Source organism: Streptococcus suis (assembly GCF_024509555.1).
Lineage (GTDB): Bacteria > Bacillota > Bacilli > Lactobacillales > Streptococcaceae > Streptococcus > Streptococcus suis_AD.
This window is the reverse complement of record NZ_JAMWEL010000009.1, coordinates 1-25,573: the sequence shown is the minus strand read 5'-3', so window position 1 is coordinate 25,573 and position 25,573 is coordinate 1. Positions and strand designations below refer to the sequence as shown.

Sequence of the window (25,573 nt, the reverse complement as noted above, 5' to 3'; positions counted from 1 at the left end):
CCTCATTTCACTAATTTTTGTGCTTTTTGTGTATTGGCAAAGTGGAGTTTGGCGGTTTGGTTGAGTCCAGCCATACCGTAGTCTTTTAAGATGCTGGCTGCGACTTGGTCGGATTTACTGCCCGCACCAGAAGGTAGGTTTCTGCCTACCAGTTGACCAAGCTGGACAAGATTTTCTAAAAACATAGCTCTAGCAATGATTGAAGATACTGCCACAGCCAGATACTTGCCCTCAGCTTTTTCTTCTAGAGTGATGGGGTTGGCAAATTGATTGGCTTCCTTCTTCAAGTACTTTTGATAATTTTGACTGGAAGTGAAGGCGTCAATGACAATCTTCTCAGGCTGGACACCCTTTTGCAAGAGTAGGAAAATAGCCTGATTGTGCAGGGCGACCTTGACAGACACCGCATTGTAGCCTTGCTCGATGACTTCGTTGTATTTTTTCGGTGACAATAGCAGAGCTTGGTGGGGGATTTTCTCTTTTAAGAGAGGGGCGATTTGGCAGATTTTTTGGTCTGTCATTTTCTTGGAATCATCCACACCAAGCGACTTGAGAAAGGCATGGTCTTCTGGGCGGACAAAACTAGCAACGACTGCCAAACCTCCAAAATAAGACCCGTTTCCAACCTCATCGGTACCAATCATGGGCAGGTTTTGACCAGGTATGGTCGTCTGTCCAGAGCTTTCTGGCTCATAGCCCCAGAGCCCTGCTTCCTGCTCTGCCATTTCCCCCTGAAAAACGACTTTTCCAGAAGTGTAGATGGACAGGCTGGCACCGGTCAGTTTGAAAAATGCTTCTATGTAAGGATTTTTGCTGGTCTGCCGATAGCGGTCATAGTGAGCCATCATGGCTTGTTTTTGCTGGGCAGATGCCTTTAGTACAACGGTATTCATGTTCTTATTGTAACACAAATGCTAGTTAGAGTGTGCAGAAAAGGGTGGAATTTACTATAATGGTAGAAGAAAGTGAGGTACACTATGGAAGTGCAAATGAAGTATAAATGGGCGACTCTGGGAACAGGTGTCATTGCCAATGAATTGGTTCAGGCCTTGCAGGCTATGGGAGGAAATCTTTATTCGGTAGCCAACCGTACCTATGACAAGGGTGTGGAATTTGCGCAAAAATATGGCATTGAGAAAGTTTATGAAGAAATCGATCAAGTATTTGAGGATCCTCAAGTGGATATTATCTATATTTCTACACCTCACAATACCCATATCAATTATTTGAGAAAAGCTTTGAAGGCAGGGAAACATGTCCTCTGTGAGAAGTCTATTACGCTTAATTCAGAAGAATTAGCAGAAGCCATTCAACTGGCAGAAGAAAATCAGGTTATCTTGGCAGAAGCCATGACCATTTTCCATATGCCAATCTATCGTCAGTTGAGTGAAGTGGTGGCCAGTGGTAAGCTGGGAGAGTTGAAGATGATTCAGATGAACTTTGGTAGCTACAAGGAATACGATATGACCAACCGCTTTTTCAATAAGAACTTGGCAGGCGGTGCTCTCTTGGATATTGGTGTCTACGCTCTGTCATTTGTCCGTTGGTTTATGACGGAAAAGCCTAGCCAGGTCTTGTCCCAGGTCAAATTGGCTCCGACAGGTGTGGACGAGCAGGTAGGGATTTTGCTCAGCAATGATGCAGGAGAAATGGCGACTATCGCCCTGACCCTCCATGCCAAACAGCCAAAACGTGGAACGATTGCCTACGATAAAGGCTACATCGAGCTTTACGAGTATCCACGTGGTCAGAAGGCAGTCATCACCTACACTGAGGACGGCAGCCAGGAGGTCATCGAGATAGGCGAAACTGCCAAGGCTCTTTCTTATGAAGTGGCGGATATGGAAAAAGCTGTCGCAGGCATCGAAAACACCATGCACCTAGCATTTACCCAAGATGTCATGGACATTATGACTCAACTCCGCAAAGAATGGGGCTTGGTTTATCCGGAGGAAATGTAGAGCAACTTTATTTGGATAAGTATTGAGGAACAAGTGATGGCCTGTTGGCAGTTTTCTACTTGTTCTTTTTTTAATGTGTCGGTTATGTGACAAGTATATGGATTTGATGACGAAAAATGTCTAAGATTACATAGTGGATACAGTTTATTTAAAAGAGACAGAAATGCCTTGTTTTTCAGTTCTGATTTAGGTAAGATATAGCCAACCCAAATGAAAAGGAATGATTATCAGAATGAAACGTAAGAAAACAAATAAATCAATTTATATGAAACGAAAAAAGAAATCTACATTGTTGAAACAGAATAAAAAGATGTTATATACTTCCTCCCTAGTATTGTCCTTGTTTGCTGCAAGTATGGCCACTTCAACAATATCAGCCCTTGAATGGAGCCCGAGAACTGTAGAGGAGGTTAGGCCAGAGATTGTTCAAGAAAATGGACAAGCAACCTACACCATCAAATATGGAGATACCTTGAGTGTTATTGCTGCTGCTATGGATATCGATATGGAAATCCTTGCCAAAATGAACCAAATTGCAGATGTCAATTTAATTTTTCCATCAACGGTTTTAACAACCACCAAGGATCAAAATAATCATGTAACCCATATTGAGATTGAAACCCCTAGCCAGCAAAATCCAACTGAAACAGTACAAGCAAGTATCGATGTTACTGCAAATGAAGTAAATATTGACAATACTATTGTAAACTTGGATGAAGTTTCCACCGAACAACCAACAAACGAATATCAAGCCTCAGCCGAGGCTCAAGTGGCAACCGAGGCCCAAGTGGCAGCCGAAACTCAAGCTTCAGCCGAGGCCCAAGCGGTAGCGGAGGCCCAAGCGGTAGCGGAGGCTCAAGCAGTAGCGGAGGCTCAAGCAGCAGCGGAGGCCCAAGCGGTAGCGGAGGCCCAAGCGGTAGCGGAGGCCCAAGCGGTAGCGGAGGCCCAAGCGGCAGCGGAGGCCCAAGCGGCAGCGGAAGCTCAAGCAGCGGCGGCAGCCCAAGCAGTAGCGGCAGCTCAAACTCAAGCAGCAGCTCAAACTCAAGTAGCGACTAGCTCATTTGATGTAGGCTTGCAACCTCAGGTCGCAGCTTTCCGTGCAGAAGTTGCAGGAATATTTGGTATCACCTCCTTCTCAGGATACCGTGCTGGAGATCCTGAAGACCATGGTAAAGGATTGGCAATTGACTTTATGGTTCCAGTTAGCTCGGCTTTGGGTGATCAGGTGGCAGAGTATACGATTGCTAATATAGGTGCGAAAAATATTTCATATATTATTTGGAAACAGCGTTTCTATTCTCCTTATCCAAGTATCTATGGACCAGCATATACTTGGAATTTGATGCCAGATCGTGGAAGTGTGACTGAGAATCACTACGATCATGTCCACGTATCGTTTAATCCATAAAATAACTATAGCCAAACTCATCTGAGCTTGGCTTTTTGTATGCTATTGTCATTTGAATTAACCTTGACACTTTGTCACTTTTGGTTAGCCGTACTCTGCGGAAGTGACTTGCTTTGTATGTTATTTCTCCAACCTAGCACGGTAACTAGGCTGTGCTAGCAACCTACACCTCAGTTCCTTATCAGAAAACTAATTCATTCGACTATAAATGACGGAGGATAGTTACACTATATTCCCAGTCTATCTCCAAAACTTATCATAGCCTTTCTTATCTTCCATGTTAAAGGCGATGATATTGCGGAGCAGGTCCCAGTTAACTTCTTGGTCTTCCTTAATTTTGAAGAGGTTGGAAGTCGCATCGTAGCCGGCTTCCTTGATGTCCTTGGCAAAAGTCTCCATAGTAACCGTTTCAGGTGCAACGGAAATATGAGCCTTGGCAGCGGAGAAGCCGATAATAAAAGTTCCGTCCATGATAAACATGGGCTGGTTCCACTTGATTTCAGTTGTCAGACTTGGAAATTCCTGCTGAATCTGATTGAAAATGCCTTCTAGTTTGTCCTTCAAGACAGGATTCTTGACCTTGTTCAAAAATTCTTGAAGCATAAGTGTTTCCTTTCTTTTTTATTTCATTCTATCACAAAAGAGGAGTCTCCTCCTCTTTTCTTGATTATTTCATCAAAATCGCCAGTGCCTGATAAGGTTTGAGGGTGATTTTCTTACCTAGTTTGTTGTCAGGATAGTTGCTAATAAGGACTTGGCCGCGGGCATAATCGTCTGCTAGGTCTAGCTCAACCTCTTCTGCGAAGAAATTGTTGAGGACTAAGAGTTTTTCGCCATTTAGTAAGCGTTCAAAGGCATAGACTTTCTGGCTATCCTTGTAGGCGGCCTTGTAGTCCCCTTCTGAGATGAGAGGGAGCTCTTTCCGTAGGCGGATGAGTTCTTGGTAGAAGGTAAAGATTGGGCCAGTTTTTTCCTGTTCAACGTTAATCGTTTGGTAGGATTTGCCAGCCTTCAGCCAAGGGGTGCCTGTTGAGAAGCCTGCATTGTCAGAAGCGTCCCATTGCATCGGAGTGCGGGAATTGTCACGGGACTTGGCCTGGATAATCTTGAAGGCCTGCTCAGGTGTGTGACCTTGATCCAAGAGCATCTGATAGGCATTGATAGACTCCACATCGACATAGTCGTCCATGCTGTTGTAGTCAGGGTCAATCATGCCGATTTCCTCGCCCATGTAGATGTAAGGCGTACCGCGTGACAGATGGATAGAGGCTGCTAGCATGGTCGCTCCTTCGTTGCGGAAATTCTCCACATCGACAAAGCGGTTGAGGGCACGAGGTTGGTCGTGATTGTTGTAGAAAAGGGCGTTCCAGCCATTTCCAACGGACATCTCTTCGCCCCAAGTGTGGAAGAGGCGTTTGAGTTCTTCAAAGTCGAAGTCCATAATGGTCCATTTTTGCCCGTCCTTGTAATCCACTTTCAAGTGGTGGAAGTTGAAGGCCATGGACAATTCTTCCCGTTCAGGAGCTGTGTAGAGAATGCAGTTTTCAATGGTGGTGGCAGACATTTCCCCAACGGTCATGAAGCCTTTTTCGCTACCAAAAGTAGCATTATTCATCATCTTTAGGTAGTCGTGGGTGATTGGGCGGTCGGTGTAGGCTGGCTTGCCGTCATTGATTGGGCAGTCTTCGAGGACTTCGTCCTTACCAATCAGGTTAATGACATCGAAGCGGAAGCCTTTGACACCCTTGTCTTTCCAGAAGTTGACCACCTTGAAGAGTTCTTCACGGACATGTGGATTTCGCCAGTTGAGGTCGGCTTGGGTCACGTCAAAGAGGTGGAGGTAGTATTTCCCAGTATCTCCAAAAGGAGCCCAGGCATTGCCACCAAATTTAGACACCCAGTCAGTTGGCTGGTCACGCAGGATAAAGAAATCCTGGTAATATTTGTCGCCAGCTAGGGCTTTTTGGAACCATTCATGCTCCGTTGAGCAGTGATTGAGGACCATGTCCAACATAAATTCAATACCCAGCTCTTTACCGACAACCACCATTTCTTCAAAGTCGGCCATGGTGCCGAAATCAGGATTGACAGTTGTGTAATCGGAAATGTCATAGCCGTTGTCCCTTTGCGGACTTGGGTAGAAGGGATTGAGCCAAATCATATCAATGCCTAGCTCTTTTAGATATGGAAGTTTTTCAATAATTCCTCGTAAATCCCCGACACCATTTCCGGTCGTGTCCTTGTAAGATTTGGGGTAGATTTGATAGACGACTTTACGTTTGTCAATGGTCATGATGATAGTACCAATTCCTTTCTCAAAAATGATGTAATCAACGGCAAAGAGTTGGGGTCACCAACTCTCTACTCTTATTTTGTTTTATGCTTTTGTTGCTTTCAAGATTGCTTGGCCACGTTCTACTGAACGAGGAAGGCTTCCAAGAACCTCTGTATTGAAATCAGTTTGGTTGGTCACGATGACTGGTGTTTCAGCGACGAGACCAGCAGACTTGATGACATCGATGTCAAAGCTAATCAATTTATCGCCAGCTTTTACCTTGTCACCTTGTTTGACGTGAGCTGTGAAACCTTTGCCTTCCAATCCAACAGTATCCATACCGATGTGCATAAGGAGTTCAACTCCGTTTGCAGCAGTGATACCAACAGCGTGGTTAGTAGGGAAGAGGACGGATACTTCACCATCGACTGGAGCAACTAAGAGACCTTCGCTAGGATCGATAAGGACACCTTGTCCCATGACCCCAGATGCGAATACAGGGTCAGTTGCCTGTGACAATTCTTTTGCTTGACCAGTTAGGGGGCTGATCAATTCGATAGCAGAACCAGTTTCAACGACAGTTTCAGTTACGACTACAACTTCTTCAACAGTTTCTTCTTTTTTTGAAAATGCACCTGTACGTTTGAAAACAGCTGTCAAAATCATTGGGACAACAATCGCAACAATCATTGTCATAAAGAATGCACCCCAGTATTCAGCCTTGATAGACAAGATACCTGGAAGACCACCGATACCGATAGAAGCAGCTTGGATGTTGAAGGTTACAGAAAGTAGGCCAGCGATACTTGAACCGATCATAGCCGCTACGAATGGGTAAACGTATTTCACGTTAACACCGAAGAGGGCTGGTTCTGTAACACCAAGGTAAGCAGAAATGGTTGCAGGAAGAGAAACTTGAGCTTCTTTTTCATTGTGACGGTTCATGAGGAAGTAAGCAAATACCGCAGAACCTTGAGCAATGTTTGAAAGAGCAATCATTGGCCATAGACCAGTTCCACCAGCATCCGCGATCAATTGCGTATCGATGGCATTGGTCATGTGGTGAAGACCAGTGATAACAAATGGCGCATAGAGGGCACCGAATACCGCACCGAAGAGCCATTTCAATGGACCAGTCAAACCAGCCAATACGACAGTTGACAACCATTGACCGATTGTCCAACCGATAGGACCAAGGACAGTGTGAGCCAAGATGATGGCAGGAAGAAGTGATAGGAATGGTACGAAGATCATTGAGACCACTTCTGGAACAACCTTACGCCAGAAGATTTCTAGGTAAGACAGTGCCAAACCAGCAAGGAGGGCAGGGATAACTTGCGCTTGATAACCGATACGAGCAATACTAAATGCACCGAAGTTCCAAGACCAGTCGCTGGCAATAGTTGCTGCATCTGTACCAGGTACGGCATAAGCGTTGAGCAATTGAGGAGAAACCAAACAGATACCAAGAACGATACCAAGGATTTGTGAAGTTCCCATTTTACGAGATACAGACCAAGTGATACCTACTGGCAAGAAGTGGAAGATGGCTTCACCTGGTAACCAGAGGAAGTGGTTGACTCCATTCCAGAATGGTGATACTTGAACGATAGTGTTCCAGATTGGTTTACCACTTGCATCAAAGAGGAGTTCTCCATCTTTCATAGCTTGACCAAGTGCTTCGAATTGTACGCCTTCCAAAACGTTACGGAAACCGAGAATCAAACCGCCGACGATAAGGGCAGGAATGATCGGTGTGAAGATTTCCGCCAACATAGTCATAACACGTTGGATGGCATTTTGGTTGCTTTTGGCAGCAGACTTGGCTGCTTCTTTTGATACACCTTCGATACCAGACACAGATGTAAAGTCATTGTAGAAGATTGGAACGTCGTTACCGATGATGACTTGGAACTGACCAGCATTGGTAAAGGTTCCTTTTACAGCAGGGATATCTTCGATGACTTTTACATTTGCTTTTTTCTCATCAGCAAGAACAAAACGCATCCGTGTCGCACAGTGAGAAACTGCTGAGACATTGTCTTTGCCGCCAATAGCGTCCAATAGCTGTTTGGCTTCTTTTTCAAATTTTCCCATATATTTTTCCTTCTAGACGGCTTATGGAATCCGTCACCCTATATTTTTTAGACATCTCCCGAAGTATGTTCTTTTTTGAAATTTGTACGGACAAATTTCATTTGTGTTAATATTGTATCCGATTTCAAAAAAGAATGCAAGCCTTTTTTTAAAAAATTTTTTATTTTTTGATATAATAGTAATGTTGTATGATGGAAAGCAGTCAATATATGAGGGTTAACAATGAAAAAATACCAAGAAATTTATAATGATTTAAAAGAAAAAATCCGTACAAATGAATATGCGTCAGGTTCCTTGTTGCCAACCGAGCAACAATTTCAAGAGATGTATGGTGTCAGTAGGGATACGGTTCGTAAGGCACTTGCTATTTTGACAGAAGGAGGTCTCATTCAAAAGGTTCAAGGAAGAGGATCCATGGTGTTAGAACAGGAAATCTTAAACTTCCCCGTTTCAGGGTTGACTTCTTATAAAGAACTAACTCATTCTTTGAAAATATCGACCAAAACAGATGTTGTCAGTCTGGACCAAATTGTAGTCAATAGCAATCTCTCTCATTTAACGGGTTTTGAGCCTCATAGTAAGGTTTGGAAAATTGTACGTACACGTTCGATTGATGGCAAAATTGCAGTTGTGGATACTGATTATCTTGCAGCGGAGATCGTTCCGGATATGACTGTAGAAATTGCAAGAGGCTCTATTTATGAGTATCTTGAAAACCAGTTAAACTTAGATATTGCCTACGCTCAGAAAGAGATTACGGTGGAGCCCACGAGTCGTGAAGAGCGTGATCTAATGCAGTCGCAGGACGACTACCTTGTGCTCATCAAATCTAAGGTATATTTGAGCGATACACAACAGTTCCAGTACACTGAAAGCAAGCACAAGATTGATAAGTTCAGATTTGTGGACTTTGCTCGTAGAAAACAGTCCATGTAGGGCTATATTCGTCAAATTTCAGCTTTTATGTTACAATAGTGGTTGAGGTGTATTATGGCAAACTTAAACAGATATAAATTTACATTTGGTGATAAACAATTAACATTAACAACTGAGCATGACAATGAATTTATGGAAGAAATTGAGCATTTAGCTCAAGAAAAATATCAAGCTATAAAGGAAAAAATGCCGACGGCAGATTCTGAAACCTTGGCCTTGCTTTTAGCAATCAATGCTCTTTCTGTACAGTTGACTCGCGAGAAGGTTTATGAGCAAACGGAGCTTGAGCTAGAAAGTTTGAAAGAAAAGGAAAAGACCTCGAAACAGAATGTAACCTTAATAGACTTAGATGAGTTTGAGGAGACTAGATGATTTCTTTAGTAATTATTCTCATTTTAGGATGGAGTTTCTATATCGGCTACAGTCGTGGGTTAGTTCTACAATTATTCTATAGCTTTGCTGCAATCCTATCTTTAGTGGTTGCCACAATGAGTTATAAGCAACTAGCACAGATTCTTTATCTTTGGGTTCCGTTTGCCAATGCGACACAAGGAAGTTCGACCTATTTTTTTGATGAGCAGTACCTATTTGATTTAGATATGGTGTTTTATGCTGGCTTGGCTTTTCTAGTGGTCTACACACTGGTCTATGTTGTCATGAGATTTTTAGGCATCTTCGTGCATTTGTTGGACCAGTTTGATCCAAGTACTCGAGCAACCGATTTGATTAGTGGTGGACTAGCAGTTTTTGTTGCTTTTCTAACTCTGCAGATGATTTGTATCCTAATGTCAACCATACCGGTGGCTTTGGTTCAAGATAGCCTCCATAATAGTTTTTTGGCAAATTTCATGATTCAGTATGCACCATTTACCAGCAGCTTCTTTAAATCACTCTGGTTGAGTAATATAGCAGGGTAGGATTTTCCTACTCTTTTTTATAGGAAGGTAGAGGACAGGGGAGTGAGATGCCTCTGTCTTATTATGTGAAAGATGAATACAAAAATTTTAGAAACCCTTGAATTTAACAAGGTCAGAGAATTGGTCCGGCCTTTTGTTTTGACCGAACAGGGCTTGGAAGAACTAAGGCAGTTGGAGCCTATGGTGGAAGTCCACCGTATCCAACAGGCCTTTGATGAATTATCGGACATGGGGCAAATATTTGTTGAAAGTCCTTACTTTAGCCTCTCAGCAACCAATGATATTAATCCAGCCATGCGCCGTTTAGAATTGGATACAGACCTGAATATCAGTGAGCTACTGGCAGTCAAGAAAGTCTTGGAAGTATCTAAGTCCCTCTTGGATTTTTATGGCAATCTTGAAAATGTCAGCCTTAGCCAGCTAGATAAATTGTTTGAGAAAATTGAGCTTTTTCCACATTTACAAGGATCGCTCCAGTCTATCAATGATGCTGGTTTTGTCGAGGATTTCGCTTCTGAAAAGCTAGCAAAAATCCGCAGAAAAATCCGAGAATCAGAAGATCAGGTCCGTCAGGTATTGCAAGATATTTTGAAGAACAAGAGCGATATGCTGTCAGATACTATTTTAGCTAGCAGAAATGGGCGCAATGTTCTTCCTGTTAAAAATACCTATCGCAATAAAATTGCAGGTGTCGTTCATGATATTTCCGCTTCTGGTTCGACGGTTTATATTGAACCTAGAGCGGTCGTTACGCTCAATGAGGACATTACCAATAGCAAGGCAGAGGAACGGCATGAAATCAGTCGAATCTTACAAGAATTGTCGGATATGCTGCGACCACACAGTGGTATTATTCGCAATAATGCTTGGGTGATTGGGCATTTGGACTTTATCCGAGCCAAGCACCTCTTTGCAAGAGATTTCAAGGCTGTTGTGCCTACTATTTCGGAAAATCAGGATATCGCTCTTCTTAACGTCCGTCATCCTCTGATTGCCCAGCCCGTACCGAATGACCTCTATTTCGGTAGCCAGTTGACGGCTATTGTCATTACAGGTCCCAATACGGGTGGTAAGACCATCATGCTCAAGACCTTGGGGCTGACGCATCTCATGGCCCAGTCTGGTTTGCCAATCTTGGCTGATAAGGGGAGTCGGGTGGCGATTTTCAAGGAAATCTTTGCGGACATTGGTGATGAACAGTCCATCGAGCAGAGTTTATCGACCTTCTCCAGTCACATGACCCATACGGTCACCATTTTGGCGGAGGCGGATCAAGATTCTCTTATTCTTTTTGATGAGTTGGGAGCGGGTACCGATCCGCAGGAGGGTGCTTCCTTGGCTATGGCTATTTTGGACGACCTTCGTCTGCGGGGTATCAAGACCATGGCAACTACACACTATCCGGAGCTCAAGGCCTACGGGATAGAAACCTCTGGTATTGAAAATGCTAGCATGGAATTCGATACTAATAGTTTGCGTCCGACCTATAAGTTTATGCAGGGGGTTCCTGGACGTTCCAATGCCTTTGAAATAGCCCGTCGTTTGGGTTTATCGGATATCATCATCCAGTCAGCCCAGTCTTGGACCGATACAGACAGTGATGTCAATCGCATTATTGAGAAATTGGAAAGCCAGACAGCAGAAAGCCGCCATCGACTAGATAAGATTCGCGAGGTTGAACAAGAAAATTACAAGATGAACCGAGCCCTCCGCAAGCTCTATGACGAGCTCAATCGTGAGCGGGAAAATGAGCTCAACAAGGCACGCTTGGAAGCCAAGGAAATTGTAGATATAGCATTGGCAGAAAGCGAGGATATTCTCAAAAAACTCCATGCTGCAGCCAGTCTTAAGCCCCACCAGATTATCGAAGCCAAGGCAGAGTTGAAAAAGTTGGCGCCTGAAGTGGTGGATCTGTCTAAAAACAAGGTTCTGAAGAAAGCTAAAATTCAGCGGGAAGCCAAGGTGGGCGATGACATTATCGTTACAACTTATGGACAACGTGGCACCTTGACCAATCAGCTCAAGGATGGGCGTTGGGAAGCCCAGGTTGGCTTAATCAAGATGACCTTGACCAAGGATGAGTTTGAGCTTGTTAAGGCGGAAAAGGCAGAGCAGCCTAAGAAACGCCAGGTTCACACAGTCAAACGTGCCCATGTACGAGGACCAAAAGCCCGCTTAGATCTCCGTGGCAAACGCTACGAAGAAGCTATGATGGAATTGGATGAATTTATCGATCAGGCCTTGCTCAACAATCTGGCACAAGTAGACATTGTCCACGGTATTGGTACAGGGGTTATCCGAGAAGGCGTGACCAAGTACCTCCGTCGCAACAAGCAGGTCAAGGAATTCGGCTATGCTCCACAAAATGCAGGTGGTTCAGGTTGTACCATTGTGACGTTTAAATAGCAATCAACGGAGGGAGATTCTTATGATTATCAGGAAATATGAAGCGGCTGATGAAAAAGGCTGGGTTTACTGTAAGGCACTCAGCTATCTCTTCTCTCCATTCTTTGATGATAGAGAAACTGAAAAGCCCGAACTACTGACAGACGTTTATGATCATCGTGTGGAATGGGTGGCTGAAGTAGATGGCTCAAACGGTTTGGGGAACCGTTTGAGGTTGGAGATGGGACTTGCGTAGCAAGTTTCTGTTATTAAGTTGGTCTAATCGATATTGACATTTACACTGAGGAGTGCAGCCGGTCTTATATTTACGCACCAAGTAAGCGAACAGCTTATTTTACTAACCTAGCAGTCCACCCTGATTTTCAAGGGCAGGGCATTGCCCAGGCGCTTTTTGAAAAAGCAGAGCAGGAATTGCGTGAACAGGCTGTCGAGAAATTAGCCATCTTTACCAGAGAGGGAGATGTAGCCAATCATTTGTATCAGAAATGGGGCGGACAGCTAGTTTGCTCGGACTATCTAGTCGTCGGAGCACCCAAGGACATCCCAACCATCCGTTTTGGAATTGATTTAGAGCGAGGTAGATTGTCCTTTTCAGATATGGAAGGTCAGCCAGTTCCCTACTATTTGAGAGAAGGTGTTTATGTAGTCAGTGAAGAAGCTGGCTTGGATCTCTTTGACATAGAAGACGCCTACCAAGAATTGACCTATGTGGTGGATTTAACAGAAAAAAGTTGAAACACTTTCAACTTTTTTCTTTTTTGTAAATGAATCTGGTACGTGATTCCCCCTCGTCCTCCTGCGGTCTAGTTTAGAATGATCAACATGCTTTCAAATCACAATTGTTCAAGCATGACTATCTCATTTCTCTTCCGTAGCACCTACTCCGTCACTTGTCTCATTGCTACAACTGGACTTGATAAGCAAAACAGTCTCCCAGTTCCCCCTTGTCACCCTGCGGTCTAGTTTAGAATGACCAACATGCTTTCAAATCACAATTGTTTAAGTATGACTATCTCATTTCTCTTCCGTAGCAAAAATTCGCATTCTCTCTTCATTTGGTGTAAAATGATAGTACCAAAATCAGAAATGGAGAAAATCATGGTTCAAGTTATTACAGATGCAAACTTTGAAGTTGAAACACAAGAAGGCGTAGTCCTTGTAGATTTCTGGGCACCTTGGTGTGGTCCATGCCGCATGCAGGCACCAATCTTGGAACAATTAGCAGGCGAAGTGGATGAAGATGAACTGCGCATCTACAAGATGGATGTTGACGAAAACCCAAACACAGCCCGTCAATTCGGTATTATGTCAATCCCAACCCTTTTGTTCAAAAAAGATGGACAAGTTGTGAAACAAGTTGCTGGTGTTCACACCAAAGACCAAATCAAAGCAATCTTGGCAGAGATTGGTTAATTATGTAGGTTGAGGAAACTCAGCCTTTTTCTGTATCGAAAGGAAACTCACATGAAAGAAATTTACCTAGCAGGCGGTTGTTTCTGGGGGATGGAAGGCTACTTTTCCCAGATTGATGGCATTCTAGACACCAGCGTTGGCTATGCCAATGGACAGGTGGAGACGACCAATTATCAACTTCTCAAACAAACAGACCACGCAGAGACGCTCTATCTAGCCTATGATGAGGCTCGTATCCATTTGCGGGAAATTCTCCTCTACTATTTCCGTGTCATTGATCCCTTCTCTGTCAATCAGCAGGGACCTGACAAGGGGCGCCAGTATCGGACTGGTATCTATTACACGGATGAGGCTGATTTGCCGACCATCGAGCAGGTCATGACGGAGCAGTCCCAGCTCTTTGGCGGCCGCCCCCTAGCTGTTGAAGTGGAGCCACTCGCGCATTACATCCCCGCCGAAGACTACCATCAGGATTATCTCAAGAAAAATCCCCAAGGGTACTGCCATATCGATCTTGGGCAGGCAAAAATCCCTCTGATTGATGTTGCAGACTACCAAAAGCCAGACCAGCAAGTCTTAAAAGACAGCTTGACTGAACTCCAATATCAAGTCACTCAAGAAGCTGCGACGGAAAGACCCTTCGAAAATGAGTTTTGGAATAGCGACCAAGCTGGCATTTACGTCGATATTACGACTAGTGAGCCCCTCTTTCTCTCGACAGACAAATTTGACTCAGGCTGCGGCTGGCCCTCCTTTACCAAACCAATCAGCAAGGAAGTGGCGACTTATTTTCAAGATCTTTCCCACGGTATGAATCGTATTGAAGTCCGCAGTCGGGCTGGGCATGCTCATTTAGGTCATGTCTTTGATGACGGACCGCGTGACAAGGGTGGATTACGTTACTGTATCAACTCAGCAGCCCTTCGTTTCATACCGAGAGAGGAAATGGAAGAAGCAGGATATGGCCTGTTTTTGGATTTGCTGCAATAATTTTTTGAAAACTTGCTTGATTTTTCCTGAAAAATAGTCTAGAATAGAGCAAGATAAAACTGAATAACCGGTTGATAGTGGGCAGAAAGGCAACTGACTGTCCAAAGGACGGAACTCTGGAGAGACCATTTTGGCACCGAAGGGGCAAGGTAGTCCTGCTTGGAAAAGTAGAGCTACTGAAACTCTCAGGTAAAAGGACAGAGCGTTGAAAAATAGGCTTTTTCTGTATTTTTCACGTTGATTCTAGAGGTTGAAGTATTCAGCCTCTTTTTGTTTTTTCCGGCAGCTTTATCGGATTTGAAAAAAATGCTTAGGAGGAAGCTATGTTAGAATTGATGCAAAACATCAATAATTTTGTTTGGGGACCGCCCCTCTTATTACTCTTGGTAGGGACGGGTGTTTATTTCACTCTTCGTTTGGGAGTGTTTCAGGTCAGCAAGTTACCGACCGCCTTTCGTTTGATTTTCTCCAGTGACCAGTCTGGTCAGGGAGATGTGTCCAGTTTTGCGGCTCTGTGTACGGCCCTTGCGGCAACGGTTGGTACGGGAAATATCGTTGGGGTGGCGACTGCCATTACGACAGGTGGTCCTGGGGCCCTTTTCTGGATGTGGGTGGCGGCCTTCTTCGGGATGGCAACCAAGTATGCGGAAGGTTTTTTAGCTATCAAATATAGAACTAAGGATGCCAACGGTCAAGCGGCAGGTGGTCCTATGCACTATATCACCTTGGGGATGGGACAAAAGTGGAAGCCCTTGGCAGTTTTCTTTGCCATTTCAGGTGTCTTGGTAGCCCTTTTGGGAATGGGGACCTTCTCTCAGGTCAACTCCATTGCCTCATCTATGTCTGCTAGTTTTGGTCTGGCTCCTCAGTTGGTCAGCATTGTGACAGCCATTTCCATTGCCTTCTTTATCTTTGGGGGAATTGAAAAGATTTCGGATATTTCGACAAAAATTGTTCCTTTCATGGCGATTTTGTATATCTTAGCAAGTGTCACTGTCTTGGTCCTGCATTGGGAACAACTCTTGCCGACCCTGGCCTTAGTGTTCAAATCTGCCTTTACTCCTGCTGCGGCTGTGGGTGGTTTTACAGGTGCGACTGTGCAACAGGCTATCCAACGAGGTATTGCACGTGGGGTTTTCTCCAATGAATCTGGTCTGGGATCCGCTCCGATTGCGGCTGCGGCTGCCAAGTCTGATAATCCAGTGGAGCAGGGCTTGATTTCTATGACGGGTACCTTTATCGATACACTCATCATCTGTACCTTGACAGGTTTGACCATTTTGGTGACTGGTCAGTGGTCTATCGAAGGATTGGCAGGTGCTCCGCTCACTCAGGCAGCCTTTGCTTCTGTCTTTGGACAGCCAGGGGCCTTGGCTCTAACCATCAGTCTGGTTCTCTTTGCCTATACGACCATTCTGGGTTGGTCTTACTATGGGGAGCGCTGTATCGAATTCCTCTTTGGCACCAAGTCTATCTTACCTTACCGTTTGGTCTTTGTAACCATGGTTGCTCTTGGTGGCTTCCTCAAACTGGACTTGATTTGGACCATCGCAGATATTGTGAACGGGCTCATGGCCCTACCAAACTTGATTGCCTTACTAGCTCTCTCTCCTGTCATCATCAAGGAAACACGCCAGTATTTTGCTAAGAAGAAATAAAAAATAAGTGCAAAGGATTTTATTCCTCTGCACTTTTTTGCTGGCTTTGTGGTAGGAAATCCTGCCAAAATTCGTTCCAGGGTTTAACAATATAGGCATAGCCTGATGATGGGAAGGTCCAGTCGATATTTTCAAAGTAGGCCATGGTAGCATTAGGTTCGATACGGTCGATGTTAGAAATTTGTTTGTTGAAGCTACCGAAGTTTTTCAAGGTCAGGCAGAGTTTGCGTTTTTCATTGGTCCGAATACGGACAGTGACCTTGAAACGTTTGGCCGGAGAATGCAGGCGAAAACTGCCGAACCGAATGGGAAAACTGGCAAAGTACTTGGTCTGCAAGTCAATGTGGTAGAGTTCAGAAGCAGGAAGGTTCTCTACTAAGAGGCTACGTTTGTAAGGGAAGCGATGTTTTTCAATATCCAAATCTTCGTCCAGAACCTGCACCCTATCGGAATAGTCGATTTGGTTAATTTTTAGACTGATAAAGTGATTATTGCTTCGTAAGGCAGGTGTGGAGTAGAAGGCGTTTAGGATAAATCGGTCCTTATGAGGATGGACAGGATTGGGATAGTGGGAGATGAACTGCCGTTTGACTAGGACTTTATATTCTTTTTTCTTCATATCGGGATGGATAATGATGTCCCGTTCGTAAGATTGGTAATAGCGTCCTTGTTGGATAGCTTCCTCTAAGTCCTGATTGAAGTGGAGGCTATCAAGGAGGGAGGTTTCCTCTTGTTGACAGTTAAGGATATTGGGAACATGGATAAGGGAAAAGAGGATGGTTGATGCGATATAGTGGTGGTATTTTTCTTTGGAATAAAACTTCTCTGCTCTTGTTTTGATAGCAACAAAATTGCCGGTTTCAAGTTCTGGGTAACAGTCAGACTGGGAAATTGGTTTTTCTTGAGCTAGAAAATAGAGTTTTTTGGCGACGTCCTTGCTAGGAAAATGATTGCTTGCTGCGATGGTATGAACCAGTTTTTCCTGCAGGGTTTCCCAATCTGCTAAGAGTAGTTGCTTGCGAGCCCACTTAGGGATATTTTTCTTAGCATTGCCATATTTGGAACAGGCCGAGCTAGAAACGTAGTCATCTTGATCAGTTGAGTAGGGGCTATTGTGGATGTCCAGTGTATGAAAAATGAAATTGATGATAGCTTCTTGTTTGGTCCATTTGGAACTGCTTGAGCTAGCTTTACAAGTCTGGGATATAGCATGAACCAGGTCATGAAAACGTAGGAATGTCATAGGAAACCTCTCGATATAAGGGGATGGACTGGAGTAAGGGCTGCTTTTTCCAATAGTATAGTCATTTGAAGAGCTTTGATATATGGTCACTTTCGAGTACGAAAGTGACTTGTTTGGCAAGTCTTATTCCAACCTAGAACAGCCTCTAGGCTATTCTAGCTGCCTGCACCTCAGTTCCTTGTCTGAAAGCTCTTCATTCGGCTATAGCTCCCTTGCCATAGGCTAGCCAGTCAGAGGGATGTTTCGGACGGTCGAAGTTTCTTATCAGGCTTGCCTAAATAGTGATTGTGCCTGATTGAACCGTCAAGATTTCAAAAAGAATGTGGATTAGAGTCTTTTCTTTGAGGCGGTCATTTTACGCATTCAGTATATCAATCTATAAATATTTTTTCAAATAATTATCGGCAATCTTGCCAGATTTTAGGCTAATTATTTGAGAAATTTGCCAGAAAAAGTGGAAACTTTATTTTTTAAGGTGGAAAGGAAATAAATGATAAAAAATGGTACATTAGTATATATAGTTAGCGCTTTCAAATGACAATGAAACAAGAAGAAGTTCTTGTTAACAGGAACAGGGTTTTTAAGGCATTTGGTAGGGAGCTAGCCAGACAAGACTATTCGTGACTTATAGGAGGATTGTAGCATGGTATCGAAGGACGACTTTTTAGCCTTGGGCGTATCTGAGCGCTCTTTGGTTCGTAAACTGACAGCTCTCGGGCTTTCTTTGGATAATCTACCCAGCGATCAAGAGGCGGTTCTTGGACTATATGAGGAATTAAGAGCAGGTTCTAGTCTGATTTTATCGGAGGGAGAAGCCCTGGATGCTTCCCTATTCTTTGATCAAGATGTAAGAGTTGGGGACGCTCTAGCTCGGGATTTGTCCAGAAACTATGACCTGATTATGCTGGATACCTGTTGCTTACTAAAGGGAAAATCGCCTTTGTTTTTGTTGGAATTAGAGAAAGCTCTTTTAAAGTTTAAAAAACAAGTGACGGTTGTCAAGTATGTGTATGATGAATTAGAACGTGTGCGAAATTGCAAGAAAAAGGAAGGGAAATTTAAAGAAGTCCGCATTGCGCGTGAGAGTATTGATATTCTGGAGCGGATGTTCCAGAAAAATCTGTTAATCCAGTCAGAAGATAGGGAGAGGAGAGGTTATGGTCTGGCAGACCAAGAAATCTTTGAAATTTATAATTATGAAATCAACAAGCCGGGTAAGAGGGCAAGGAGTGTTTTGATCTTTACAAATGACAAAGGTTTACAGTTTGACCTGTATTGCCGTTCCTTGCGAGCCAGCGTTGTTCCAAGCAAGTATTCGGAAGAAGGGAAACGGGTGGTCAACACGGACATTCACTGCCTAGTGGCCCGTGTTCGGCCAGAGGATGGTAAGATTCAACGGGTCTTTTACTCCAATCACCAGAAGCTCAGGGTCTACGATGATAAGTTTAAAAACTACTATGTCAATCTCTATTCTACTCAGGCACTAGCAAGGTGTGTTGCAAAATATCGGAAGGAAGAGGGCAAGCATTCGATTTGGGAGATTACCTTACGTGATAAAGATGGTGAGGTTGGTCAGGCTAAGAAAAAGTCGTGATGCTTGGTTAGGCTAGAGACCAAATAGAGGATAGAGGAGGTTAGCCAATGAAACGATACGAACATACCAATGTTTTTCTGCCTAGGGGAGAAATCGTTTCGATTAAGAATTTGTTAAATCAAGGTGGTGAGGGAGCCATTTTTGCAACCAATCAAGGGGACTTACTGGCCAAGATTTACCATAGTCAACCACCGAAAGATAAGATTAAAAAGTTGAAATTACTGATTGACTATGGCAAGCAGGCTGAGGATTTAGGGATTAGAGGGATTGCCTTTCCAAAGGAACTCTTGTATGACAACCAGAAGCAAGTGATTGGTTTTCTGATGAAACGGTGCTATGGTAAGGAATTTCAGTATGTCTGGAGGGATTTTACCAGAAGTGAGTTGGTAGCAGTTGTGCGCAAGCTTTGTGTCTATATCAATTTCCTCCATAACAATCAGATTTTTATCGGTGATGTGAGTTTGGGCAATATCTTGTTTGATGTAGGCAATAAGCAACAGGAATTTTATTTCATCGATACGGATAGTTTCTTGGTTACTGGAAATTACAAGATGCTAGGTCACACCCTTCCCTTTGAGGCTCCAGAAATGCTGAAAAGGGTCAATGGTGAGGTCTGTATCGTTGAAAATTTTCAAAGGGATAGCCAGAGTGATGTCTTTTCAGTAACGGTTCTTCTCTACCATCTCCTGCTCTTAAATGACTCCCCTTATCTTTCCGTTGACAGCCTGGAACCCATCTTAGACGGGGATGTCAAGTTTGCTGACTGGCAAGAGGTAGATTGTAATAAAAATAGGGCTAGAAAGAACTGGCATATACTACCAAGCTATATTCGTCAGCTTTTTATGGATATTTTAACTCCTAAGGGCCGCTATTACCAGCACCGTAATCGTCCGTCCATGGAGGTTTGGCTAGAGGCGATTAAGCGTTATGAGGAGGAATTGCCAAGCCTCATTCGAAAAAATGCCTGCTATGGTCAACTAGTACCAGACAGTGTTCCTGCTAACACAGGGGCTAGCCCTGTTTCATCAAAATCCTCTCCTAAAAATCCATTTAAGGATAAGTTTACAGGCTTTGCTAGCTACCGTTGGTCAGACGGTTCCGTTTACAAGGGACATTTTGACCGAGGACTGCGGTCTGGTCGCGGAAAGATGAAATGGGCGAGTGGTGAATGTTATGAGGGTGGCTATCTGAATGATAAATTGCACGGTCAAGGTAAATATACCTGGTCTGATGGCAGGGTATACGAGGGGGAGTTTCTAAATGGTAAATTGCACGGTCAAGGTAAGTATATCTGGTCCGATGGTAGGGTATATGAGGGGGAGTTTCTAAGTGGCTCCCGTGCTGGTCAGGGCACTCTAGTCTGGTCAAACGGTGCTAAGTATGAGGGAAGCTGGCAAGATGGTAAACGCCATGGTCAGGGGACAATGACTTATGCAGATGGAGGCAGTTATACAGGCAACTGGCAAAACGATAAACGTCATGGTCATGGAACGATGAAATGGGCCAATGGCAATTATTATGAGGGAGAATGGCTAGTAGATCAGCGAACTGGTCGTGGTACATTGAAATGGCCAAACGGTGCTAGGTATGAGGGTGGCTGGCAAGATGGTAAACGCCACGGTCACGGGGAAATGACCTATGCAGATGGTAAAACATACAAAGGCTTGTGGAAAGATGGTATGCATTATGGCCAACTTGTACAAGACAGTGTTTCTTCTAATACAGGAGCTTCAACTAAATCCCTTCCTAAAAATCCATTTAGGGATAAGATTACAGGCTTTGCTAGCTACCGTTGGTCAGATGGTTCCATTTACGAGGGAAATTTTGACCGAGGACTTCGGTCTGGTCGTGGAAAGATGACTTATGCAGATGGCAGAGTTTACGAGGGCAGCTGGCAAGGAGATAGGCGCCATGGTCGGGGTAAGCTGACCAATTTGGACGGCACCATTTATGAAGGCTTGTGGCAGGATGATCGGTACTGCGATCCAGACAGCCCTACTTCAACGACAGGAAGAAGCACTTCAACTCCAACCTCTCCTAAAAATTTATTTCATGACAAGTTTACAGGCTTTGCTAGCTACCGTTGGTCAGATGGTTCCATTTATGAGGGAAATTTTGACCGAGGACTTCGGTCTGGTTGGGGAAAGATGACTTACGCGGATGGTCGAGTATATGATGGCGACTGGCGAGCAGATCAGCGTTCCGGTCAGGGAGTTCTTGTCTGGACAAACGGTGCTAAATATGAAGGCTCTTGGCGATATGATAAACGTCATGGTTGGGGGAAAATAACCTATGCAGATGGAGGCGGCTACACAGGCGACTGGCAAAACGATAAACGTCATGGTCAAGGTAGATTGAAATTGGCAAATGGTGATTGTTATGAGGGTGACTGGCACGAAGACCAGCGAACTGGCTATGGTAAATATGTCTGGCCCTCAGGTGTCGTCTATGAAGGAGATTTTCACAAGGGTGAAATCAAGGGACATGGTATCAAAATTTGGCCAGATGGTTCCAAATACGATGGTTCCTGGGAAAGGGATAAACGCCATGGTCATGGGACAATGACCTATGCAGATGGAGGCATTTATACAGGAGAATGGCGAGAGGATAAACGCCAAGGTCATGGGAAAATGACCTATGCAGATGGAGGCGGCTACAAAGGCGACTGGCGAGCAGATAAGCGCCATGGTCATGGAACGATGACCTACGTGAGTGGATCTATTTATGTAGGTAAATGGGAGAATGATGTTTGTACAGGTTATGGTCGGACTACCTGGCCCGATGGCAGGTGATATGAGGGGGATTATCTCAATGATAAGCGCCATGGTCGTGGAACACTGACCGATGTGAATGGTTCTACCTATACAGGTGATTAGAAAGACGATGTTCGCACAGGTCAAGGCAGGCACGAATGGCCCGATGGTACCGTTTATGAAGGTGGCTATCTGAATGATGGACGGCACGGTCAAGGTCAGATGTCCTATATAGATGGTTGTAAGTATGACGGAGACTGGAAAGAGGATAAGCGCCATGGTCACGGGCGCTTGGTGTGGCCCGATGGAAAATCGTGTGATGGTTCCTAGGAGAATGGAAATTTTCAGGGACAGGGAACCTATAAATGGCCCGATGGTAGGGTCTATGTAGGGGAGTTTCAGCATAATGACCGCCATGGTCAGGGGGTGCTGACTTGGTCAGATGGTAGAAAGTACGATGGTCCGTGGCAAAATGATAAGCAACACGGTCATGGGACAATGACCTATGCAGATGGAGGCATTTATACAGGAGAATGGCAAGATGGTAAACGCCATGGTCATGGTACGATGAAATGGACCAATGGCAATTATTATGAGGGAGAATGGCTAGAAGATGATCGCCATGGTCATGGGAAAATGTTTTTTGTGAGTGGCAATACATATGATGGTTATTGGGAGAATGACAAATGTCATGGCCAGGGGAAAAAAGTTTGGACTAACGGAGATATCTATGAGGGCGAATGGAAAGGAGGTAACCGTCATGGTCAAGGGAATATGTATTATGCAGATGGCGGGAAGTATGAAGGTTCCTGGTATTCGGATAGATGTAGTGGTCGAGATAAAAACCTCTGGAAAGATAGTCAATATGAGGATGATTTCAAAGATTTGAAGGCTTACGATTGGTATTTATTCCCTGGTAAAGGGAAGTATATGTGGCCTAATGGAGACTATTACATAGGTGAGTGGTGGTATGGAGAGCAACACGGTTTCGGTATTCTTACAAAAGCTGGTAAAACCTATTCTGTTGTATACAGGGAAGGACAAGAAGTATTGCGAGAGCCTTACCAAAAGAATAGTAAAATAAATCTAAAATGGAGAAACAGGTCGAGCTAGGTCTTGACTGTCGATAAAAGAAAGGAGCAAGCTATGTCACGCTTAGTTGATAAAGTCCAAAATGAGGACTTGTCTGATTATCAGGGAGGTAAAAAATTACCCATTATCTTTTGTTTTGATACCAGTCAATCCATGAATACGGTTGTGGATAGCACCAATACAAAGATTGTCGGGGAAACGTTGACGGAAGATGGTCGAAAGGTCAATCTGGTTTCAGGGGGAGTTACTAGGTTTCAGAAAATCAAGTCGGCTGCCTTGGATGGGTATGCTGCCTTGAGGGCAGACAAGAACCATGCTCAAATGGAGCTAGCAGTTGTAACCTTCAATGATGAGGTTCAAATTATTGAACCCTATCGTAGTTTAGATAAATCCCAGTTAGAGAGGTTATTGCCAGATTATGGTAGGGGTCAAACCAAGCTAGGAGAGGCTGTCTCAGTCTGCTTAGATTTGGCGCTGAAGCGTAAGGAAGAGTATAGAGAGGAAAGTGTTTCAAATAACAGACCATGGATCATCCTGTTTACAGATGGTGAGGATAGGGGGGACACTTCCTTGATGGAAGAAGTGATTGCCCGAGCCAATCGCTTGGAAAACGAGGGGCAACTGATGATGTATTGCATCGGGATCAACGATAAGGACTTGAACCTTGAAACCCTTCGGCGGTTGAACAATCAGTACCGTATCTATCCAATAGATGTCATGAAACATATCACCTCTGTCTTTACAATGTTGACAGAAGCCATGAGAGAAACCTTGGCAGGCAACATCACCAATCCAAAACTAAAATTGGATGAGCATATGTCGAAATTGATTCAGTGAGGTTAGCGATGGTTAGGAAAGAAAGAACATATTCTGATAGGTCTGGAAAAAATAAGCAGTTGGTAAATAAGTTTGATCGAACCTCTCCCAATGAGGTGACCGGTGTGCGAATTCCTATTTGCTTTTGCATTGACACTAGCCTGTCCATGAATGCCTTAGTGGATGATGCGGATAGTCAAGCACTGGGTAAAACGGTAACCGTTGATGGGCAAACTTATGATTTGGTGACGGGAGGACGGTCGATTAAGGATATTATCAATGAACGTTTAAAAGACTTTTATTCCGAACTGGTTAAGGAGTCCCATCTCCCTGGTATTGAAATTGCCATTGTGACCTTTGACGATGTTGCCCGTGTTAGTCAGCAGTTTTCAAGTGTAACAAGGACCACTAAAGTTCCAGTCATTGCGGCCCTTGGGCAGGAGACTTGCCTTAGTGATGGTCTAGCATTGGCGATGGAACAGGTTCGGTTGCGGAAGGCTCACTATGACCAGCAGGAAGTATCCAGACGGCAACCCTGGTTAATTATTATGACGGATGGAAAAACGCAGGAAGTAGATGGAGAGATTGATCAGATTGTAGGGTCTATTGTCCAAGATACCAAGGATTTAAAATTGAATCTTATTGTCGGGTCAATCTCTGATGATTTCCAAGGATATTTGAAGGAGTTGCAAAAAGGCAATGACTATTTGAATGAAAAGAAACCTGGTTTGGGCAATCCTCCCTTCTATCTGGATACAGAATCAAATATCAATCAATTTTTCCGCTACATAACAAAAACAATAACTGAGAGTAGGAAGAAGACATGACAGTAAACTGGAAAATAGTCGGGGCCTCCGTTACGGGTATGGGGCACGAGAGGTTAAATCAAGATTGTGAAGACCATGTTACGCGCTTGGTGGCAAATGGTGTGTTCTGTATGTCTTTGTGCGATGGTGTCGGAAGCGCAAAGAGAGCCAAGGAGGGGGCTAGATTCTTCTCGCAAAAAATTTGTCAACTGCTGGTAGAGGATTTTGAGCATTTTTATACCAGTCCGACTGTTCAAGTAAAACAGGAGGTTATCAGCACTCTCCATCAGGATTTACTCTCTCATCTTCCCCCTTCTGCAAATCTTTCAGATTTTGCATCTACCCTACTGTGTGTAGCCTTGAAAGATGAGAAGTTGCTCATTCTCCATCTGGGAGATGGTGTTATTGGTTGCTTGAATGAAGGGGAGTTAGCTGTTTTATCGGAGCCTGTAAATTTTGACTATGCCAATGTTACGGTAGCCGTCACCAGTGAGGGAGCCGAGCAGTATTTGAAAGTTTTTCAAGGAAAAATCAATCAGTTGGACAGTGTCTTCCTTATGAGTGATGGGGCTGAAACCAGTCTGTATAGCCAGAGGGAGAAGCGGTTTTCTGCCATTTTGCTAGACATTGTCAATCTCATCAAGGAGGATGAGAAAGAGGCTTATGAGCAACTGGAGGAATTGATTCGGGTCCGTTTTCGGGAACGGACATCGGACGATTGTTCCTTGATTTTATTGGTAAAAGATGACCAAACTGTTTTTGCCAACCTAGAGTTGGCTGACTATCCTTTTGTTGAAACAGCAAAACGGTACTACCTGCTGAACAGTCTACCCAAGTCTGAAGTTAAGGGGCTGTCTGTTCGTAAGGTAGACCGGGTCATTGAACCGATTGTTCAATATCGGACCATTAAGCGGACAGAGTTAAAGGCTTTTTGTCGAGGAGTACCACCTCTAGCTGTTCGTCATACCCTTCGGTTGTTTATGAGGCGAGATTTAATTGGTTACGATGCTTCTAGTAATGAATTTTACATCTGTTTCAATAGAGATGAGGATTAGTAAATTTTTTATAAAAGACAGTCGTTTGAACCGCACCCCAAAAGTTAGACAGAAAAAATCTAACATTTGGGGTGCTATTTTTATGAAATTGAGCTATGAAGACAAAATCGAAATCTATGAACTACGCCAAAGTGGTCAGTCTATCAAGAACTT

21 protein-coding genes, 4 pseudogenes and 1 riboswitch are annotated in these 25,573 nt (G+C 44.0%); of the genes and pseudogenes, 20 read left to right on the top strand and 5 right to left on the bottom strand.

What is annotated here, in order from left to right:
* Positions 1-2: 2 nt before the first annotated feature.
* Complete coding sequence (gene rnhC, locus NF418_RS05240; RefSeq protein ID WP_256778723.1) at positions 3-893, bottom strand: ribonuclease HIII; 891 nt, start codon at positions 891-893, stop codon at positions 3-5.
* 84 nt (positions 894-977) lie between these two features.
* On the opposite strand from rnhC, the gene NF418_RS05235 reads away from it, so the two are divergent.
* Both NF418_RS05235 and NF418_RS05230 read left to right on the top strand, forming a co-directional pair.
* Complete coding sequence (locus NF418_RS05235) at positions 978-1,961, top strand: Gfo/Idh/MocA family protein (protein WP_256778722.1); 984 nt, start codon at positions 978-980, stop codon at positions 1,959-1,961.
* A gap of 232 nt (positions 1,962-2,193) precedes the next feature.
* Complete coding sequence (locus NF418_RS05230; protein WP_256778721.1) at positions 2,194-3,369, top strand: LysM peptidoglycan-binding domain-containing protein; 1,176 nt, start codon at positions 2,194-2,196, stop codon at positions 3,367-3,369.
* A 240-nt stretch (positions 3,370-3,609) separates the two neighbouring features.
* Here NF418_RS05230 and NF418_RS05225 read toward each other — a convergent pair whose 3' ends face one another.
* From NF418_RS05225 to treP, 3 genes are all read right to left on the bottom strand, one after another.
* Positions 3,610-3,972 (bottom strand): iron chaperone, encoded by a 363-nt coding sequence (locus NF418_RS05225; protein WP_256778720.1) that lies wholly within the window; start codon positions 3,970-3,972, stop codon positions 3,610-3,612.
* A gap of 64 nt (positions 3,973-4,036) precedes the next feature.
* Positions 4,037-5,662: an alpha,alpha-phosphotrehalase gene (treC, locus tag NF418_RS05220; RefSeq protein WP_256778719.1), complete on the bottom strand. Its 1,626-nt coding sequence runs from the start codon at positions 5,660-5,662 to the stop codon at positions 4,037-4,039.
* Between the two features lie 84 nt (positions 5,663-5,746).
* Positions 5,747-7,741, bottom strand: a complete 1,995-nt coding sequence (gene treP / locus NF418_RS05215) for a PTS system trehalose-specific EIIBC component (protein WP_256778718.1) — start codon at positions 7,739-7,741, stop codon at positions 5,747-5,749.
* Positions 7,742-7,963: 222 nt separating this feature from the next.
* Between treP and treR the strand changes: the two genes are divergently transcribed.
* The 8 genes and pseudogenes from treR (at position 7,964) to NF418_RS05175 (ending at position 16,061) form a co-directional block, all read left to right on the top strand.
* Complete coding sequence (gene treR, locus NF418_RS05210; protein ID WP_256778717.1) at positions 7,964-8,677, top strand: trehalose operon repressor; 714 nt, start codon at positions 7,964-7,966, stop codon at positions 8,675-8,677.
* A 54-nt stretch (positions 8,678-8,731) separates the two neighbouring features.
* Positions 8,732-9,049 carry a cell division protein ZapA gene (gene zapA / locus NF418_RS05205; protein ID WP_256778716.1) on the top strand — a complete coding sequence of 106 codons (318 nt, stop codon included), beginning with the start codon at positions 8,732-8,734 and terminating at the stop codon, positions 9,047-9,049.
* Positions 9,046-9,594 carry a CvpA family protein gene (locus NF418_RS05200; RefSeq protein WP_256778714.1) on the top strand — a complete coding sequence of 183 codons (549 nt, stop codon included), beginning with the start codon at positions 9,046-9,048 and terminating at the stop codon, positions 9,592-9,594. The genes zapA and NF418_RS05200 overlap by 4 nt, the downstream gene beginning before the upstream one ends.
* A 72-nt stretch (positions 9,595-9,666) precedes the next feature.
* Positions 9,667-12,000 carry an endonuclease MutS2 gene (locus NF418_RS05195; protein WP_256778713.1) on the top strand — a complete coding sequence of 778 codons (2,334 nt, stop codon included), beginning with the start codon at positions 9,667-9,669 and terminating at the stop codon, positions 11,998-12,000.
* Positions 12,001-12,022: 22 nt separating this feature from the next.
* Positions 12,023-12,735, top strand: a pseudogene (locus tag NF418_RS05190) (GNAT family N-acetyltransferase).
* Positions 12,736-13,098: 363 nt separating this feature from the next.
* The gene (trxA, locus tag NF418_RS05185; RefSeq protein WP_002941035.1) at positions 13,099-13,413 is read left to right on the top strand and encodes a thioredoxin; all 315 of its coding nucleotides are present in this window, start codon (positions 13,099-13,101) and stop codon (positions 13,411-13,413) included.
* 51 nt (positions 13,414-13,464) lie between these two features.
* Positions 13,465-14,403 carry a peptide-methionine (R)-S-oxide reductase MsrB gene (gene msrB / locus NF418_RS05180; RefSeq protein ID WP_256778712.1) on the top strand — a complete coding sequence of 313 codons (939 nt, stop codon included), beginning with the start codon at positions 13,465-13,467 and terminating at the stop codon, positions 14,401-14,403.
* A 106-nt stretch (positions 14,404-14,509) separates the two neighbouring features.
* A riboswitch (glycine riboswitch) is annotated at positions 14,510-14,614 on the top strand.
* A 112-nt stretch (positions 14,615-14,726) separates the two neighbouring features.
* Complete coding sequence (locus NF418_RS05175) at positions 14,727-16,061, top strand: alanine/glycine:cation symporter family protein (RefSeq protein ID WP_256778711.1); 1,335 nt, start codon at positions 14,727-14,729, stop codon at positions 16,059-16,061.
* A gap of 19 nt (positions 16,062-16,080) precedes the next feature.
* On the opposite strand, the gene NF418_RS05170 is transcribed toward NF418_RS05175, so the two are convergent.
* Positions 16,081-17,304 (bottom strand): hypothetical protein, encoded by a 1,224-nt coding sequence (locus tag NF418_RS05170; protein WP_256778710.1) that lies wholly within the window; start codon positions 17,302-17,304, stop codon positions 16,081-16,083.
* Between the two features lie 643 nt (positions 17,305-17,947).
* Between NF418_RS05170 and NF418_RS05165 the strand changes: the two genes are divergently transcribed.
* From NF418_RS05165 to NF418_RS05140, 10 genes and pseudogenes are all read left to right on the top strand, one after another.
* A complete protein-coding gene (locus tag NF418_RS05165) occupies positions 17,948-18,898 on the top strand; it encodes a hypothetical protein (RefSeq protein WP_256778709.1) in 951 nt (316 codons plus the stop codon).
* A 47-nt stretch (positions 18,899-18,945) separates the two neighbouring features.
* Positions 18,946-21,690 carry a hypothetical protein gene (locus NF418_RS05160; RefSeq protein ID WP_256778708.1) on the top strand — a complete coding sequence of 915 codons (2,745 nt, stop codon included), beginning with the start codon at positions 18,946-18,948 and terminating at the stop codon, positions 21,688-21,690.
* A gap of 6 nt (positions 21,691-21,696) precedes the next feature.
* Positions 21,697-21,774: pseudogene (locus NF418_RS10680) on the top strand (hypothetical protein); the annotation flags it as partial.
* Between the two features lie 60 nt (positions 21,775-21,834).
* A pseudogene (locus tag NF418_RS10675) lies at positions 21,835-21,888 on the top strand (hypothetical protein); the annotation flags it as partial.
* Positions 21,874-21,981 carry a hypothetical protein gene (locus NF418_RS10670; RefSeq protein WP_373325948.1) on the top strand — a complete coding sequence of 36 codons (108 nt, stop codon included), beginning with the start codon at positions 21,874-21,876 and terminating at the stop codon, positions 21,979-21,981. The pseudogene NF418_RS10675 and the gene NF418_RS10670, both read left to right, overlap by 15 nt.
* A gap of 3 nt (positions 21,982-21,984) precedes the next feature.
* Positions 21,985-22,164, top strand: a pseudogene (locus tag NF418_RS10665) (hypothetical protein); the annotation flags it as partial.
* A complete protein-coding gene (locus NF418_RS05155) occupies positions 22,150-22,764 on the top strand; it encodes a hypothetical protein (RefSeq protein ID WP_373325949.1) in 615 nt (204 codons plus the stop codon). The pseudogene NF418_RS10665 and the gene NF418_RS05155, both read left to right, overlap by 15 nt.
* Positions 22,765-22,797: 33 nt before the next feature.
* A complete protein-coding gene (locus tag NF418_RS05150; protein WP_256778706.1) occupies positions 22,798-23,580 on the top strand; it encodes a vWA domain-containing protein in 783 nt (260 codons plus the stop codon).
* A 104-nt stretch (positions 23,581-23,684) separates the two neighbouring features.
* Positions 23,685-24,386: a vWA domain-containing protein gene (locus NF418_RS05145; protein ID WP_256778705.1), complete on the top strand. Its 702-nt coding sequence runs from the start codon at positions 23,685-23,687 to the stop codon at positions 24,384-24,386.
* Complete coding sequence (locus NF418_RS05140) at positions 24,383-25,420, top strand: PP2C family serine/threonine-protein phosphatase (RefSeq protein ID WP_256778704.1); 1,038 nt, start codon at positions 24,383-24,385, stop codon at positions 25,418-25,420. The genes NF418_RS05145 and NF418_RS05140 overlap by 4 nt, the downstream gene beginning before the upstream one ends.
* Positions 25,421-25,573: the final 153 nt, after the last annotated feature.